The 15,981-nt window shown below is 56.7% G+C and carries 9 protein-coding genes; 2 read left to right on the top strand and 7 right to left on the bottom strand.

All coding sequences use genetic code 11. From position 1 onward, the window contains the following. Window positions 1–17: 17 nt before the first annotated feature. The gene (locus B1C80_RS02995; RefSeq protein ID WP_077919546.1) at window positions 18–767 is read left to right on the top strand and encodes a CPBP family intramembrane glutamic endopeptidase; all 750 of its coding nucleotides are present in this window, start codon (window positions 18–20) and stop codon (window positions 765–767) included. 61 nt (window positions 768–828) lie between these two features. After that, complete coding sequence (locus tag B1C80_RS02990) at window positions 829–1,011, top strand: hypothetical protein (protein ID WP_077919545.1); 183 nt, start codon at window positions 829–831, stop codon at window positions 1,009–1,011. 5 nt (window positions 1,012–1,016) lie between these two features. On the opposite strand, the gene B1C80_RS02985 is transcribed toward B1C80_RS02990, so the two are convergent. From B1C80_RS02985 to B1C80_RS02955, 7 genes are all read right to left on the bottom strand, one after another. After that, a complete protein-coding gene (locus B1C80_RS02985) occupies window positions 1,017–4,406 on the bottom strand; it encodes a VCBS repeat-containing protein (protein WP_077919544.1) in 3,390 nt (1,129 codons plus the stop codon). Beyond that, window positions 4,399–4,995, bottom strand: a complete 597-nt coding sequence (locus B1C80_RS02980) for a gluconate 2-dehydrogenase subunit 3 family protein (protein WP_077919543.1) — start codon at window positions 4,993–4,995, stop codon at window positions 4,399–4,401. The genes B1C80_RS02985 and B1C80_RS02980 overlap by 8 nt, the downstream gene beginning before the upstream one ends. Next, the gene (locus B1C80_RS02975; RefSeq protein WP_077919542.1) at window positions 4,992–6,716 is read right to left on the bottom strand and encodes a GMC oxidoreductase; all 1,725 of its coding nucleotides are present in this window, start codon (window positions 6,714–6,716) and stop codon (window positions 4,992–4,994) included. Before B1C80_RS02975 ends, B1C80_RS02980 begins: the two co-directional genes overlap by 4 nt. Window positions 6,717–6,733: 17 nt before the next feature. Next, the gene (locus B1C80_RS02970; protein WP_236648579.1) at window positions 6,734–10,135 is read right to left on the bottom strand and encodes a VCBS repeat-containing protein; all 3,402 of its coding nucleotides are present in this window, start codon (window positions 10,133–10,135) and stop codon (window positions 6,734–6,736) included. Between the two features lie 43 nt (window positions 10,136–10,178). Continuing rightward, a complete protein-coding gene (locus tag B1C80_RS02965; RefSeq protein WP_139361570.1) occupies window positions 10,179–10,736 on the bottom strand; it encodes a hypothetical protein in 558 nt (185 codons plus the stop codon). 83 nt (window positions 10,737–10,819) lie between these two features. Further along, on the bottom strand, window positions 10,820–12,280 hold the full coding sequence (locus B1C80_RS02960; RefSeq protein WP_236648577.1) for a RagB/SusD family nutrient uptake outer membrane protein: 1,461 nt from the start codon (window positions 12,278–12,280) through the stop codon (window positions 10,820–10,822). 60 nt (window positions 12,281–12,340) lie between these two features. Continuing rightward, window positions 12,341–15,349, bottom strand: a complete 3,009-nt coding sequence (locus B1C80_RS02955) for a TonB-dependent receptor (RefSeq protein WP_255376554.1) — start codon at window positions 15,347–15,349, stop codon at window positions 12,341–12,343. Between the last annotated feature and the right edge of the window lie 632 nt (window positions 15,350–15,981).

The raw sequence follows: 15,981 nt of genomic DNA, 5'->3' as shown, positions 1-15,981 counted from the left end.
CCATAACCTCAACTGCCATGACCTCACTCGCTCACTCCTCCTACGACTTCCGCGCCATTGACTGGAAGCGCATAGGTCTGTTCTGGCTCCTGGCCTGTCTGATTTCCTGGGGGGGGGGGTACCTGGCCGGGGCGCTGATGCCCGCCGGAAGCTGGGCCGCCAGCAGGATTGATACCAGTATTCCGGTGTCGCTGGGGCCATTGCTGGCCGGGCTTCTCGTATTTCGGCGGGTCGGGCCGGTGTCCTGGGCCGGGTCGCAGCCGCTACGGTCGTGGCTGATCCTGGCCTTGCTGCCGCTGGGATGGCTGGTAGCGGCCGGTACGGGCTACGACATTACGACCGACGCCCTAACCCGAAACCTGCTGTTTACTGTGTCGGTGCTGGTGTACTGCGTGGGCGAAGAATGGGGCTGGCGTGGGTTCCTGTACGAAGCGCTGCTGCCGCTGCCCGTCATGACGCGGAGTGTGGTAAGTGGCCTGCTCTGGTTCGGCTGGCATTTTGTGTTCTACAAAGACCTGCTGAACCTGAACTTCGCGCTTACGTTTCTGGGCATGATTCTGATTGGTGCCTACGGCCTGAATGCGGCCGTGACCCGAACCCGATCCGTAGCGGTGGTTGTCTGCCTGCATGCGCTGACCAAAACCAGTTTGCCCGCGCCCTACTCGTGGGCCGTAATTGGGGCCATCATAGTTCTGCTGATTACCTGGCCATCGAACCGGGTTACAACGCCAGTAGACGCCGAGACTCTCGTACCTGAAGAACACTGATCCTATCTTCCGTGAAGAGGCTATTATATCGTCTGACAATCCTGTTAAACCTATATGCGCCATGCTGGTACACGAACAAATTGCCTTGCTGCATCAGCAGATCGATCTGCTGACCGAACACATCCGTACCCTGGCCAGCCGGGGAAACCAGGACGCCCCCGCTGATCCTAAACCGGCCGATACCGAGCCGAGCCGTATCCGGGCTCATGCCGAGCAGGCTGCCAGTCGTTACGCCGTCGCCTGAACCGACTACCGCCCGGCCGATGACCTGGTCAGAGCTGGTTGCAGCAGCAGCAGCGAGTCGTTGTTGCGGGCAATGGCCAGTGCGGGCCTGCTTCCGATCCGCAGGGGCAGTATGCGTTTGACCTGCCCGGTCAGGGGTGGGCCGTTCAGGCGTGTCGGTTCAAACCGGCATTGTCCTTTATTGATCAGTACGAGGCCATAATCGGCATCGTAGCGCCCCATCTGAATGTTGCAGTCGTAGAAATTGCCGCCCATGAGCACATCGGGCAAGTTATCGCCGTTGGCATCGATGACGGTAGCGGCCTGATAGGGTGCCAGCTGCGCCAGCATCGGCAGCGGCCGGGCCGAGAACCGACCGTTGCCATCATTGACCAGCACCAGGTTCTCGAAGGTGTTGGCTTCGAGCTGGCGGGCGTCGGTCAGGTTATCGGCACCGATGAGGTCGGCAATGCTGGCTCGGGCAAAGTCGCGGGCGTAGATGAACTTCTTCTTGATAAAGGGAAACTGCTTCTCGGTTTCGGCTTTGTTGGCAAACAGCACCTCTTCGTTACCCAGGTAGTAGGTCAGCACCTGATCCGTTTTCTGATTATGGTCAAAGTCGCCCACGTACAGCCGGACGGGCTGCTCAACGCTGGCGCGCAGGCGGCTGTTGAGCCCCAGGTTACCCACCAGTATGTCGAGATCGCCATCGTTGTCGAAATCGTGGGGCAGGCTGAAGTTCCACCAGCCTTTCAGGTCGGTCAGCATCCGTTTGGTAAAGTGGCCCTGCCGGTTTTCGAGCAGGCAGATGCCATCCCACTCCAGCGTCAGCAGCAGGTCGGGGTCGTGGTCGGCATCGAAATCGACCCATTCGGCCTGTTTGACCAGACCGATCGTGGCGGCTTCCGGAGCCAGGCGGGCGGTCATGTCGGTAAAGCGGCCGGTGCCATCGTTCCGCAGCAGGTAGGAGCGGGGCGGCATGCCGTACTCGAACGGAATGGTTCGGCCGCCAATGAACAGTTCCGGCTTTCCGTCGCCGGTGAGGTCGGTAGCCCGTACGCAGGCCGCCGTGAGATAGATACCCGGAAAAGCATCGGGTTTGCGGCTGAACTGCCCGCGCCCGTCGTTCAGGTACAGGCGGGGCTGGGTATACTCGGAGGTGCCCCGGTATTCGTTGCCTCCGCTGGCCACCACCAGATCGGGGTCAGCGTCGCCGTCGACGTCGGCAAACACGGCGTCAACATCTTCGTAGACGCTGTCGCGGTCAAAGGCTGGCTGGTGGGTCTGGCTAAACGTACCATTGGGTTGCTGCACAAACAGGCCGCTTTTGCCATCCCGCGCCGAACCAACAAATATGTCGTCGAGTCCGTCGCGGTTTACGTCGGCAACCGCCAGCGGTGGGCCTTCGGCCGACATCATGTGCGGGATCAGGGCTTCGCGGTCAAACTCGTTGAAGTTGTTTTCCTGATGCTGGTAAATCAGGTTTGCCGGGCGGGTAATATCGGTAAAGGCGGTTGTCCGGGGCTGGCGGGGCCGGTGAGCCGCGTAGTCGAAGCGGGGCAGGCCGGGCTGGTAGCGGAGCGAGATAACCCGCTGGCTGCTATCGGGCATGACGCGCTGGTAGCGGTTGTCGGGCCAGACGACCAGCATCGAATCGATGGTAGCCCGGCGGCCCAGCCCGACTGTGAGCGGCCCTTCCATACTCGACTGAAAGCCCCGCACCGGAAATTTTTCGTAGCTCAGTACCTCGCCCTTTCTGTAAATCAGGCACTTTGCGCCGATGGCGTTCCGGTTGGGAGCCGCGCCCGTCAGCCGGATAGTTAGCGACTGGTTGCCGGGCGCATAGGTGTCGGACAGATTTTCGTAGACGAAGGGGTGGTCGTTGATGTTGTTGGTCACCACGTCGAGGTCGCCGTCGTTGTCGAGGTCGGCGTAGATGGCTCCGTTCGAATAGGCGGGTTTGTCGTTGTCGATGGTAGCGGCCAGGTCCTGAAACCGGAGGTCGGGCTGGTTGCGAAAAAACTTGTTGGGCAGTTTGATCTCGGGCAGCTTGTCGGTCAGCGACTGGTCGTTTTCGGTAAACTCCTTCCGGTCCATGCGCGCCTGTATGGTTTCGTTGGATACGAACGCGATGTAGTCGATGTCGTTCATGCGCTTCGGAATCCCGTTCGAGATGAACAGGTCTTTGCGGCCGTCGTTGTCGAAATCCATGAACAGGGGCGACCAGGACCAGTCGGTAGCGTGTACTCCGGCATACATACCGATCTCCGAGAACGTGTTGTTCCCGTTGTTAAGCTGAAGGTTGTTACGCGCAAACTGGTAATTGTAGCCCTGCCTGATTTTGTATTTGAAGATGTTATACGAGTCTTCGCCCTCCGACCGCTTCAGAATCTCGCGATCGAACGGGAGCATGTCGAGCGAGATAATTTCCGGAAACGCATCGTTGTTGATGTCGGCAATGTCGATGCCCATCGAGAACTGGCTCGTATGCCGGATCTGGCGGTCGAGCTCCTCCCGAAAAAGCCGCGATCCGGTTTTGGGGTCGGGCTGGTTGATGTACAGATAGTCGTTCTCGTGGAAGTCGTTGCCGATGTACAGATCGGGGTAGCCATCGAAGTTCACATCGCCCGTACCTACGCCCAGCCCGTAGCCCAGCACATCGCTGATCACGCCAGCCTGCTGCGTCACCTCCACGAACGAAACGGGCTGGCCGGGGCCCCGCTCAACGCTCATGTTGCGGAAGAGCCGGTCGCCGGCGGTTGGATGGGATTTTCCCTGAAAAGCGCTTCGGAAGCCAAAAGTGCCGTTCTGGTGGAGCGAGTGGTTAAGCTGAAACAGATCCAGGTCGCCGTCGGCATCGTAGTCGATGAAGGCTGCCTGGGTGCCCAGCCCGGCCAGATCGAGCCCGTACTCGGCAGCGCGTTCGTCGTATACGGGTACGCCCGCTTTGGTAATTTCGCGGCAGACGAAGAGCCGGTTATGCCCTTTGAAATCGCCGTAGCCGCTGACCTGGCTGATATACAGGTCGAGCAAACCGTCCTGGTTGATGTCAACGACCGATACACCGTTGGCCCAGCCCTTGCCGGTATTGACACCGGTCTGTTCGGTAACGTCGGTAAACCGGAGCTGGCCCTTGTTCAGGTACAGGCGGTTGGGGCCGGTATTGGCCGTGAAGCACAAATCGACCAGCCCGTCGTTGTTGAAATCGCCAGCTCCCACACCACTTCCGTTGTAGAAGTACATGTAGCTGAAGATATTCAGCTCGTTGGTCGGCACCAGCTCGTTCGTGAAGGAAATGCCGGTACGGGTCGCGTCGAGCAACCGGAAGGTAGCTGGCTGACGGTCGGCCTTCTGGCAGGCAAACAGGGTCAGTGCTACCGATGCCGCAGCGAAAAGAGAACAGATGCGGTTATTCATTCCAGGCATTCATACCCGAAGCGGGCAGAGGCATACAGGCAATGAAGTTGCCCGGCAGCGGATCGTAACTCAGAATTTTTTTGCCAACCTGTTCGCTGGTGAAGTAGCCAAGCAGGGTGAGCCCTTTCAGCTGGCGGTAGAAGGCCGTTGGCGGACTGTCTTCCAGCGTAATGCCCCAGAGCGAGAGCGGTGTTTTGGCAGCCTCGTGGTCCAGCCTGAGCAGCAGGGCCTCGCGCTGGGCAGGTGTAGCCTCAACAAACGAGGTGCCGTAAGCCTCTTCGGCGGCTTCGTCGAGCGCGTTCAGCCCGTCGATGAAGCGGGCCTGTTCGTCTTCCGAGAGGAGGTCGTTCAGCATCTTGTCGATAAACTGCGGCACCCCGATGTCTTTGGCGCCCGGCGTACCGGTGCGGGGCAGAATGGTTTCGGCAATTTCGGCAATGGTATTGGCCTGGCTATCGGTCAGGAAAACGGGCTCCCAGGTCAGGGAAACGGGTTTCGAACAGGCCGTAAACAGCTCGCTCAATGCCCCGACCGAGACGGAGTAGCTCATAAACAGAGCCGATTGTTTGAGTACGTCCCGGCGGTTCATAGCTCGTGGCGGTTTAAGGATCGGGTGGCAAAATCAACGGCCCGGGCGGTTAGGGCCATATACGTAATGGACGGGTTTACGCAGGATGAAGAGGTCATACAGGCGCCATCGGTCACGAACAGGTTGCTACAACCCCAGACCTGGTTGTTGCCGTTCAGGACCGACGTTTTCGGATCGCGACCCATGCGGGCCGTGCCCATCTCGTGAACGCCGACACCCATACCGCCCGAGTGGTCGAACGTTTTGATATTGCTGAGGCCGCTGGCTTCGAGCATATCGGCCGCATCGGCCATCATCTGTTTGCGCATGGCCCGCTCGTTGGCTCCAAAGTCGGCATCGAACACCAGCGTGGGCAGGCCCCACTGGTCTTTTTTATTAGGGCTCAGCGTCACTTTATTGTTATGGTCGGGCAGCACCTCGCCGAACCCCATCAGCCCCATACTCCAGCCACCGGGTTTGAAGAGGCTGTCTTTGAAGGACGCTCCTACGCCCGGCTGGTTGACGCCCGCGCCCCAGTTGTCGCGTCCGGCGCCCGCCCCCTGATAGTCGTAGCCCCGCAGGAAGTTGGGGTTTCTGGTGCTGGCATCGAGGTTGACGTAGCGCGGAATGAACAACCCGCCGGGTCGCCGTCCTTTATAGTACTGGTCTTCGAAGCCATCGTAAGTGCCCACGGCTCCCACGTGATAGTGGTGATCCATGATATTATGCCCCAGCTCGCCACTGTCGTTGCCTAGTCCGTTGGGAAAACGCCGGGATCTGGAGTTCAGCAGGATTTGGGTCGATGCCATCGACGACGCGCAGCAGAAGATCAGTTTCGCGTAGAACTCGGTCATCTCTTTCGTTTCCCGATCCACGACCCGCACGCCAGTTGCTTCGCCGGCTTTCTCATCGAAAATAATGGAATGTACCACCGAGTTGGGCCGGATTGTGAAGTTGCCGGTTCGGTTAGCGGCTGGCAACGTAGCTGAGTTGCTGCTGAAGTAAGCACCGTAGGGACAGCCCCGCGAGCAGCGGTTGCGATTCTGGCATTTGGCCCGGCCCAGCTCCTGGTGCCAGGGCTGGGGGTCGGTCAGGTGCGCCACCCGCCCAATGGTGACGGGGCGGTTGCTGAATTTTTTCATGACGGCCTGCTTGACGTGGTTCTCGATGCAGTTCAGCTCCATCGGTGGCAGAAAATAGCCATCGGGCAGGTGGGCGAGGCCCAGTTTTTCGCCACTGATGCCGACAAATTTCTCGACATACGTGTACCAGGGCTCCAGGTCTTTGTAGCGAATGGGCCAGTCGATGGCAATACCTTCGCGGGCGTTGGCCGTAAAGTCGAGGTCGCTCCATCGGTAGCAGTGCCTGCCCCAGATCAGCGACCGGCCGCCGGTCTGGTTACCCCGTATCCAGTCGAAGGGTCTGATCTCCTCATAGGGATCGTCAATGTCTTTGGTGAAAAAATGCTTGGTGCTCTCGCCCACGAACCCGCTGCGGACCTGCACGTAGTAATCTTTCTGGTCCTGATGGCTCAGGTTACCCCGGTGCGTGAAGTCCCAGTGGTCGTGGTTCATGGTCGGGTAGTCGTCGATGTGGTTGACAAGCCGTCCTTTCTCCAGCACCAGCGTTTTCAGGCCTTTCTCGCAGAGTTCTTTAGCGGCCCAGCCCCCGCTAATGCCGGACCCGATCACGATGGCATCGTACCGGTGAGTTTTCGTAACAGTGGTGTTGAGGTTCGCCATGGTTTTTTACGGCAGCATCAGTGACTGATGCGGTACAGATTGGGTTTCGACTGGTTGGCTAAGGTAAGCAAATGGATTTGCTGACCGATGCGTAAGGGGCTGATTTGCTTGACCTCCCCGGTTTCCAGATAACCGCTTTGCCGGGTTGGTACTACGCTGAACTGTCCCCGGCGCTGGTTCAGCAGGACCAGGCCCCGGCAGGCGTCCAGCCGACCGAACTGCGGAATGAACTGGGTAAAGTTGCCGCCCAGAATCAGGTCGTTCAGGCCGTCGGCGTTTACGTCCTGCCAGGCTATGGCGTTTACGCACGACAGCTGCACCGGAGCCGGTAGTGCCTGGAGCGTAAACCGGCCCGCCCCGTTGTTGAGCGCAATGGCCGACTGGCAGTAGCTAACCGTTCGCGTCTGGCTGGTCGCCAGAATCTCATCCTGAAACAGGTCCTGGATCGATTTGCGGGCGTAGTCGGCATGTTTCAAACTCTGGCGTTTTAGAAAAGGAAACTGGTCGGTCATTTCGCGCTTCAGGAAAACCGGCATCAGGCGATGGTCGGCACTGGTTCGGGTCATGATCTTGTCCAGTCGATCATTCTTGTCGAAGTCGTTGACGAAAAGGGTCAGCGGCTGGTCGGGCGTACCGCGCAGGGCGCTGTTCAGGCCCAGATTGCCGAGTACCAGATCCGTATCGCCATCGTTGTCTACGTCGGCGGCTTTGAGGCTGCCCCAGAACCCGGTAAACGCATCGAGGCCGGTATCTACTTTTCTAAACATACCGCCCTGGACCGAAAAGACCTGCGGAGCCATCCAGTCGCCGGCCACAACCAGGTCGGGCCGTTTGTCGCCGGTAACGTCGGTCCAGGCCGCATCGCGTACCATGCCGAGCGCGGCAAACTCCGGTGCGAACCGGGCCGATACGTCCTGGAAATAGCCCCCGCCGTCGTTCTGAAGGAGGTAGCTCGGTGGAGTGAGACCGTACTCCTGCGGGTAACTCCGGCTACCGACAAAGAGGTCCAGGTCGCCATCGCCATCGTAATCCATCGGAACGATAACGCCTGTATTCATGCCGGTTGGCGGCAGGGCGCGGCCGTTCAGGGTAAACTGGCCATGGCCGTCGTTCAGATAAAGGCGATTCATCAGTTCCGGCGACCCGGCTGCGACTTCGTTGCCTCCGCTCCCGATGATCAGATCCAGGTCTCCGTCGTTGTCGGCGTCGAAGAGCTGGGCTGCCGTATCTTCAAAGGAGGCAAGCCGGGTAAAAATGGCCTGGGCTGAAGGCTGAAATCCGGTGGCCGTCTGCCGATAAAGCTGGCCGGGCTGCCCTTTGGCTCCGCCGATGTAAAGGTCATCGCGCCCGTCGCCGTCGACGTCGCCGATGGCGGCTTTGGGCCCTTCGGTCGAGAGTCGGGCGGGGATGTTTCGTTCGTTATAAAAATCGTCGTATGGGTCTTCCCGGTGCGCAACGAAGGGCGACTGTATCCGTTCGAGCAGAGTGGGGCCGGTGCGTTGGGGCCGGACCGGGGCCGGGGGCCGAGCGTCGCGGATGAAGAGGGTGAGGAGTCGGTCGGTTTTGGGTGCGTTGATCAGACTGACGCGCCCGTCATACCACCGGATGCGGAGCGAGTCGGGCTGCCCGATGGCGCCCAGTCCGAGCGTTTGTACGTACTCGGTGCTGGACTGAAAACCGCGGGAGGGCGCCAGGTAGCGGCTGATAACCTGCCCCCGGTGAATCAGTTCGATGGTTGAGCCGATGGCAAAGGTATTGAGTCCCTCGCCTACCAGTTTTACTTTCAGATAATGATGGTCCGGCGCTTTCTGTCCGGCGTGGTTCTGGTAGATGAGGCAGGGCTGGTTTACGGTGTTGACAACCAGGTCGAGGTCACCGTCGTTGTCGAGGTCGGCGTAGGCGGCTCCGTTTGAGAACGACGGGTCGCCGAGGCCCATCTGCCGGGCGTTTTCGGTAAACGTCAGGTTGCGGTTATTATGAAAGAAGGTATTCGGAATAGGAGTAGAGGGCATGTTGCGCACGACCTCGTCGAACTCTTTCTTTTTGCCGGACATGGCCTTGGTCTGGGCCAGATCGTTAGCGAAGAAATCGATAAAGTCCTGATCGATGACGTCGTGGTAAATGCCGTTACAGACATAGATATCGTTGTATCCGTCGTTATCGGCGTCGAACAGCAGCGCCCCCCAGCTCCAGTCGCTGGCGGCCACGTCGGCATAATAGGCAATTTCGCTGAAGGTGCCGTCCTGGTTGTTGAGCTGGAGGCAGTTTTGCTGATACTGATTATAGAAGCCGCGCTCTTTTTTGAGGTTGAAGAGATAATGATTCTCGAACGAGGAGGTTGTTTTCTTCCGAAATTCATCGCGGGGCAGCATCTCGGTCGTGAACAGTTCGGGATAGCCGTCGTTGTTGATATCGCCCAGATCGGCGCCCATAGACGCGATGCTGAGATGGTTCATCCGGCGCTCGATGTCTTCGCGGAAGGTGCCGTCCTGGTTATTGATATAGAGGTAGTCTTTTTCAAAAAAGTCATTGGAAACGTAAACGTCGGGCCAGCTATCGTTGTTGACGTCGCCGATGGTCACGCCCAGCCCGAACCCGATCAGGCTGCTGTAAATACCGGCCTGCTCACTCACGTCGACAAAAACCGGCGTCCGAACCGGCTTGGTTTCTGCCCCGCGCTCTACCGTCATATTGCGCATAAGTCGGTCACCACCGCCTTTGAGAAAATCCTTGACGGGCCAGTCTTTAGCCCGCAGCGTTCGGTTGTTGGCAAAGTCGAGGGTATTGACGGGGATGAAGCTATTGTTGAGGATATAGCAGTCGAGGTCACCATCGCGGTCGTAGTCGAAAAAGGCCGCGTGGGTAGTGTAGCCGTTATCGTCGAGTCCGTACTGACGGGCCGATTCGGTAAAGGTCGGTACGCCGTTTTTCAGGCCGTTATTGATGTAGAGTTCGTTATGCTGGCCAATGCCTTTCTGATAACCCGCGTAGCAGACGTAAATATCGAGCCAGCCGTCGCTGTTGATATCGACCATGACGACGCCGGTGCCCCACTTGCCCGCACCGCCCACGCCTGCCTGGTCGGTAATATCGGTAAACTGCCAGTTGCCCGTGCCGGGTTTGGTCTGATTAAGGTACAGTTTGTTGGCGCCCATATTGGCCGTGAAGTAAACATCGGGCAGGCCATCATTGGTGAGGTCACCCACGGCTACGCCCCCGCCATTATAGAAGTTGCGGTAGTTGAAGATGTTGAAATCTTCGCGGTTGACCACCTTGTTCTCGAACGTGATGCCGATCCGGTCGTTATCCATTCGCTCGAACAGGGCTTTATCGGCCGGGGTCGAGCAGGCGAAGAGACTGGCCAGCAGGGCGAGTACAACAGCCGGTACTAAAGCCGGACGAAATAGGGTTGAATTCACGCGGTTGCGTCGTTACGGTGTCTGTCAAAAGAGGGGGATGGGCTCAGAAGAACACGTCTTTTCGGGTGACGTGCTGAAGTCGCAGGCTGGGGTTTCGGATCACGATCAGCCCCTGTACGGTAATCCATTTGGTGGGTATCCGCTGAAATTCATACTTACCCGCTTTGCCGGTCAGGCGCATGACAAGTTTGTTGTCCGACAGACTTTCAACGGTAATGGTGCCGTCGGTCATCAGGTAGCCTTCGCCCCGCCGGTTGGCTTTGTCGATCAGCCGGCCGATCATAACGCTGCCCGCCACCTGGTTGTCGAGGAATACCTGCCGCCTGATGGGTTTTTCTTTGTACCAGTCGCTGCCGCTGAACGCTACAATGATATTGCTGTCAAACTGATCGAACAGGTTGAGTCGCATATACGTATCGTAGACATCGACCTGTCCGCTAAACTGGCTCTCGGCCGGGTAAAAATTGGCGCCATCGAGCTGAATCTGAACCCGGGCCTGTCCCGGTTTAAGCGACGCATAGAGCTCATCGACAGAGGCCTCTGTGCGGCAACCCGCCAGCCAGCCAGCCAGCAGGCCCATGAGCAGAAAAGAAAGTTTCATGGTACGATGGATACGGAAGTACAGGAAAGAAATATCCCCAAAACGCCCAACGGCGTTTTGGGGATGCATAGACAGGCCGGCAATTAATAGCCTGGGTTCTGTTTCAGGTTCGGGTTCGATACTGTAGCGTCAGACGGAATGGGGAACAGTACCGTGTGCGCGCTCTTGTTGTCAACCCCGGTGCCGGTCAGGAACTTGCCAAAGCGAACTTCTACCGTCCGCTTGCCGCCTTCCCAGTAGGTTTCGCGACCGATCTCGTCGAACATGGCATCTTCGGTCAGTGACGTCAGCGCCGACGCACCCCGCAGTTTGCGGAGGTCGTTTACCTGAGCCAGTGCCGCGGCCGCATTGCCCGACCGCAGCAGGGCTTCGGCTTTCATCAGGTACGCATCGCCATAGCGGGCAATGATGTACTTGTTGGCGTCGGCCGGGTGGTACTTGATAACCCGGATTCCTTTGTCGGTAGGCGTACCGGCCAGCGTTACGTCGCGGGTGAACTGCAGCGGCTTCTGCGTGCGGGAGTCGACGATGGCCGCGCCTTTGTCGTTATACTGCTGCCCGATCAGGAAGCCCCGGCCAATACCCGAGAATTCTTTCCCGTCTTTCTTGGCCGGTGCACCTTTCCGGATATCGCTCGTCTCGAACTTGTCATAAAAGTCGGCCAGGGTAGCAAAACCGTTCCAGCCCGAGGGGTTCTGATCGTAGTGCAGCGTCATGTACCAGCGGTTCTGCGGAGAGCCCTGCGCACCCGTCAGGATGATCTCGTTGGCAGCCGTTTTGGTGAAGTTGCTGAAATAATCGGGGTTCAGCTTAAAGCCGGCTGCGGTGATGGCGTCAACGGCCTTAACCACGTTGTCCATGTCGGCCTTGTCGAAGGTATAGGGGCCTTCGGCTTTAGCTGATTTGAATACCGCTTTGTTCAGATACAGTTTCGCCAGTAGGTAGTTGGCCGCTGCTTTCGTACCGATTGGGTTGTCAGATGAGGCCGGATTAGCCTCGGTCAGTGCCGGTAGGGCTTCGGTCAGGTCTTTCAGGATAAAGTCGAAAGCTTCTGACCGGCTTTTCACCTTCGGGTTGTCGTTTACCCCTTCAGTAGCCTCGCGGAACGGAACCTGGCCCCAGTAGTCCATGACATAGAACATATTCCAGGCCCGGAGAAACTTAGCCTGAGCAGCCTGGGCGGGCGTTGGGCTAGAGGCCAGAATCTGCGTGCACTTGAATACCTGCGAGTTCAGGTTGTTCCAGGCGTTCAGGTTCCAGGAGTGGGTAGCATCCCAGGTGTGCTGATCAAGCGTGCGCCATACGCCATTATCGCCCCAGTCGACACCGCGCGTGGGCGGAATCATTTCGGCCGTGGTATGCTCACCCAGGGCATAGATATTGGCCTGGTCTGAAAACTGGTTACCCAGATCGTTGTAAACCGCCTGAAGCGACTGCGCTACGTCGACGGATTTGAACCCACCGGCCGACTTAACGACCAGCGAATCTTTCTCGACCACATTCAGGTCTGTGCACGACGACAGCACAGCCAGTACAGCGGTCATACTCAATACCTTGCTTGTTATATGCGTGTTCATGAGTCTTTTTTAAACCAATTGATTGAATTAGAATGCGATGTTGGCACCCAGAGTCCAGGTACGAGCGCGGGGATAGGCTGTGTAATCGATACCCAGCGATGGTACACCGTTCAGCGATTTGTTGGTATTTACCTCAGGATCCTGGCCTGTGTATTTGGTAATGACGAAGAGGTTCTGACCGGTCAGGAACAGCCGCAGGTTTGAGAGGGCTTTGTTACCCGTGTTGAAACGGTAGCCGAGGCTCAGGTTCTGCAGGCGAACGAACGATCCGTTTTCGAGGAAGCGGGTCGATACGTCAGGTGCGTTGAAGGGGCCTTCTTTCAGGCTAGGTACATCGCGGGTTACGTTGCGGCCGTTGTTGAAAGCACCCTTGGTAAAGAAGGCGTTGGCGTTGTTGTTGTAGATGTAGTTGCCGAACACCCCGTTGAAGAAGAAGCTCAGGTTCCAGTTGCCGTAGTGCAGGTTATTGGTCAGACCGCCTGTAAAGGTTGGCAGCGGGCTCTTGCCGATGAACTTCTGAACATCGCCACCCGTATAGATGGTGTTGCCCGCTTCATCGTAACCGCCAAACTCGCGCAGGAAGAACGCAAACAACGGCTGATCGTTGGCGATCCGCTGGGCAAAGGCGCCCGTCAGACCCTGGCCGCTGATGCCGCCGGTGTTGATCAGACCACCGTAATTTTTCACGATGTTCTTGTTGTACGCTGCGTTGAACTGTACATCCCAGCCAAACTTAGGTTTATCGACGATGCCGATGTTCAGACCAAGTTCAACCCCAGTGTTGTACACGTTAGCGTCGAGGTTTCTCCAGACGAAAGGCGTCAGGGCTGGTTGCGCCGACGTAACCTGAATCAGCAGGTCCTTGGTGTCTTTCCGGTAGAAATCGATCGAACCCGTTACGCGGCTGCCGGCAATGCCGAAGTCGACACCGGCGTTGAACTGGGCCGTAGATTCCCATTTCAGATCCGGGTTGGGGAACGATACGTCACTCAGGCCACCGCCGTTGATGTTATCCGACGATGCATTGAAACCCCAGTCGCCGAATCGCTGACGCTGATCGTAGAGGTTGTGCGGAATCGACTGGTTACCCGTTACGCCGTAGCCCAACCGAACTTTCAGGTCGGAGAAGACCGCTTTTGGAATGAACGACTCTTCGCCCAGGCGGTAGGCAACGGCGGCCGATGGGAAATAACCGTACTTGTTACCACCCCCAAAGCGGGTCGAGCCGTCGGCCCGCAGCGTGGCCGTCGTGATCAGCTTGCCAATGGTCAGGTTTACCCGACCGAAGTACGACTGCAGTTCATCTTTGGTATAAGCTGTATTCTGGATCAGGCTACCAAAGCCCTTCGAGTTATCGGCAGAGGCTGCGTTGTTGATCATCAGATCCAGGTCACCCGTCCGGAAGTTCGTTGCCGTAGCCCGCTGGAAGGAGTATTCGAAGCTCTGGTACGAGTAACCCAGCAGCGCGTTCAGACTTACGTTCTTGTTGATCTCCTTGTCGTAAGTGAAGTAGTTCTCCATCAGATTGTTATTAATCTGAATGTCGGTCAGGAACAGGCGGCCAACGTTCTGGATGTCCTGGTAGACGAGGTCCTTGGAGAAAGCAGCTTTCCGTGACGACATCGACTTGTCGAAGCCCAGTACCGTCTTGAATTTCAGACCGGCTGCAATCTCGTATTCGGCATTGAGGTTACCCAGTGCCCGCAGCGTTTTGGTATTGTCGCGCGACAGGTCGAGCAGGGCCTGTGGGTTCGGCTCGGCTACGTTGGTCGACTGATAGAGAGTGCCGTCCGGATTATAAACGCGTAGCGTCGGATTCGATTTCAGGATACCAGCCAGCAGGTCACCCTGGTAACCGGCGTTGTCGGTAACCGGAATGTTTCCATCCTGGGTTTCCGATACCGTAGCCTGGATACCGATATTCAGCTTATTATTGATGAACTTCTTGTTGCCATTGAAGGTAGCGCTCAGGCGGTTGAGCGAGCTCTTCTGCATGATACCCTGCTGATCGAGGTAGCCAAGTGAGAAGCGGTAGTTGCCCGTTCCGTCACCACCACCGTAAGCGAGGTTATGCTGGCTGGTCAGACCCGTCCGGAACAGTACATCCTGCCAGTCGGTGCTGACACCCCGATCCTGGGAGGGTTGCAGCTTTGCATATTCTTGAGGACTCAGCAGGTCGTAGCGTTTGGTGATGTCGCTGATCCCGAATGAGGGGGAATATTCGAGGCTGCCTTTGCCCGACTTTCCTTTTTTGGTCGTGATCAGGACAACGCCGTTAGCACCGCGCGATCCGTAGATGGCCGTGGCCGACGCATCTTTCAGAATGTCGATGCTCTGAATGTCTTCCGGGTTCAGGAAGTTGAGGGGGTTCCGGGGCGAAGAGTTACCGATACCTGAGTTCTGACCATCCGACTGGGTGTTATCACCACTGAGGGGTACGCCGTCAATGACGAAGAGTGGGTTATTACCGTTCCGTACGGATGATGTACCCCGGATACGAATGTTGATACCACCGCCCGGCTCACCGCTGTTCTGGGTGATGGCGACCCCGGGTACCCGGCCCTGCATGAGCTGCTCGGGCGAGGTGATGATCCCTTTGTTAAAGTCTTTAGTGCCAATTACGTTCACCGCGCCGGTAGCGTCTTTCTTCTTCACCGAGCCATAACCAATAACAACGACTTCGTTCAGGGTCTGATTATCTTCGGTCAGCGACACGTTAATGACGCTCTGATTGCCGACTGTAACTTCCTGCGAGGTATACCCCACAAAGCTGAAGACCAGCACGGCCCGATCTGGAACCGCAATACGGTAGTTGCCGGAGGCATCTGAGTTGGTTCCGCGCTGAGAGCCTTTGACCGCAATGCTCACACCAGGCATAGCAGCCCCATTAGCATCCTTCACAACGCCAGAGACCTGCCGGTCCTGCGCCCATGCGCTAACTGTTACAGCGAAAAATAGTGTGGTAAGCAGGAGCCTGCTTACGAGAGTAGTAAGTCGGTAACAGCTGATCCGGCTCACCACTGCGTAATTGTGCATCATAGATTGAAAATAGATTAAGTATAAGTACTAGGTTACCGCCTGTGCTATCTAACGGGTATATTCCTAAATATTACCAAAAAGTGGTACTATTTAATCATTAAATAGCAATAGGGCTGCAAATAACTAGATATTATATTAAAAGAGCAATACGGGCACATGTAATTTTTATGTAAAAAATTATTCCATAATTTATGTAGATATACTTAAGTAAATGCCTGATTTAGACTGACTGAGCCATAGTATGCCTGTTCGCTAAATTGAAAAGCGGGAATGAAAGGGCATTAGCTGGATACAGAAGCGATCAAGCGTGCGGTTTTGAGCGGTTCGACCCAGTTGATTTGACTCAAACTCAGGTTGTGACCAGATGATCTTGGGGCAATTTATAGCCTGGAAACAGACTGGCAGACGGCTTTTTTTTACTATAAATGGTACTTTTTTTCCTCAATTAATCCTACGTGAATATCCCTGAACCAGGTAAAAGCGTAGGGAAAAGGCGTAACGATAATAATGGTAACTTATTCAGTAACAGACAGAAAGATTATGATTTTTTAACCTTAAAGTACAAAACTGGTAGCTGCTCACTTCCTCGATATAGTACTATATTTACCAATAGTAGACCGATTTTAACA

The sequence above is a fragment of the Spirosoma sp. 209 genome (genome assembly GCF_002006735.1).
GTDB lineage: Bacteria > Bacteroidota > Bacteroidia > Cytophagales > Spirosomataceae > Spirosoma > Spirosoma sordidisoli.
The sequence above is the reverse complement of the archived record's forward strand: the minus strand, read 5'-3'. Positions and strand labels throughout refer to the sequence as shown.

Coding starts and splice junctions, on each gene's coding strand:
- B1C80_RS02955 (WP_255376554.1), bottom strand. CDS start 15,349: ATGCACAATTACGCAGTGGTGAGCCGGATCAGCTGTTACCGACTTACT.
- B1C80_RS02975 (WP_077919542.1), bottom strand. CDS start 6,716: ATGGCGAACCTCAACACCACTGTTACGAAAACTCACCGGTACGATGCC.
- B1C80_RS02965 (WP_139361570.1), bottom strand. CDS start 10,736: ATGAAACTTTCTTTTCTGCTCATGGGCCTGCTGGCTGGCTGGCTGGCG.
- B1C80_RS02980 (WP_077919543.1), bottom strand. CDS start 4,995: ATGAACCGCCGGGACGTACTCAAACAATCGGCTCTGTTTATGAGCTAC.
- B1C80_RS02985 (WP_077919544.1), bottom strand. CDS start 4,406: ATGAATAACCGCATCTGTTCTCTTTTCGCTGCGGCATCGGTAGCACTG.
- B1C80_RS02990 (WP_077919545.1), top strand. CDS start 829: ATGCTGGTACACGAACAAATTGCCTTGCTGCATCAGCAGATCGATCTG.
- B1C80_RS02995 (WP_077919546.1), top strand. CDS start 18: ATGACCTCACTCGCTCACTCCTCCTACGACTTCCGCGCCATTGACTGG.
- B1C80_RS02960 (WP_236648577.1), bottom strand. CDS start 12,280: ATGACCGCTGTACTGGCTGTGCTGTCGTCGTGCACAGACCTGAATGTG.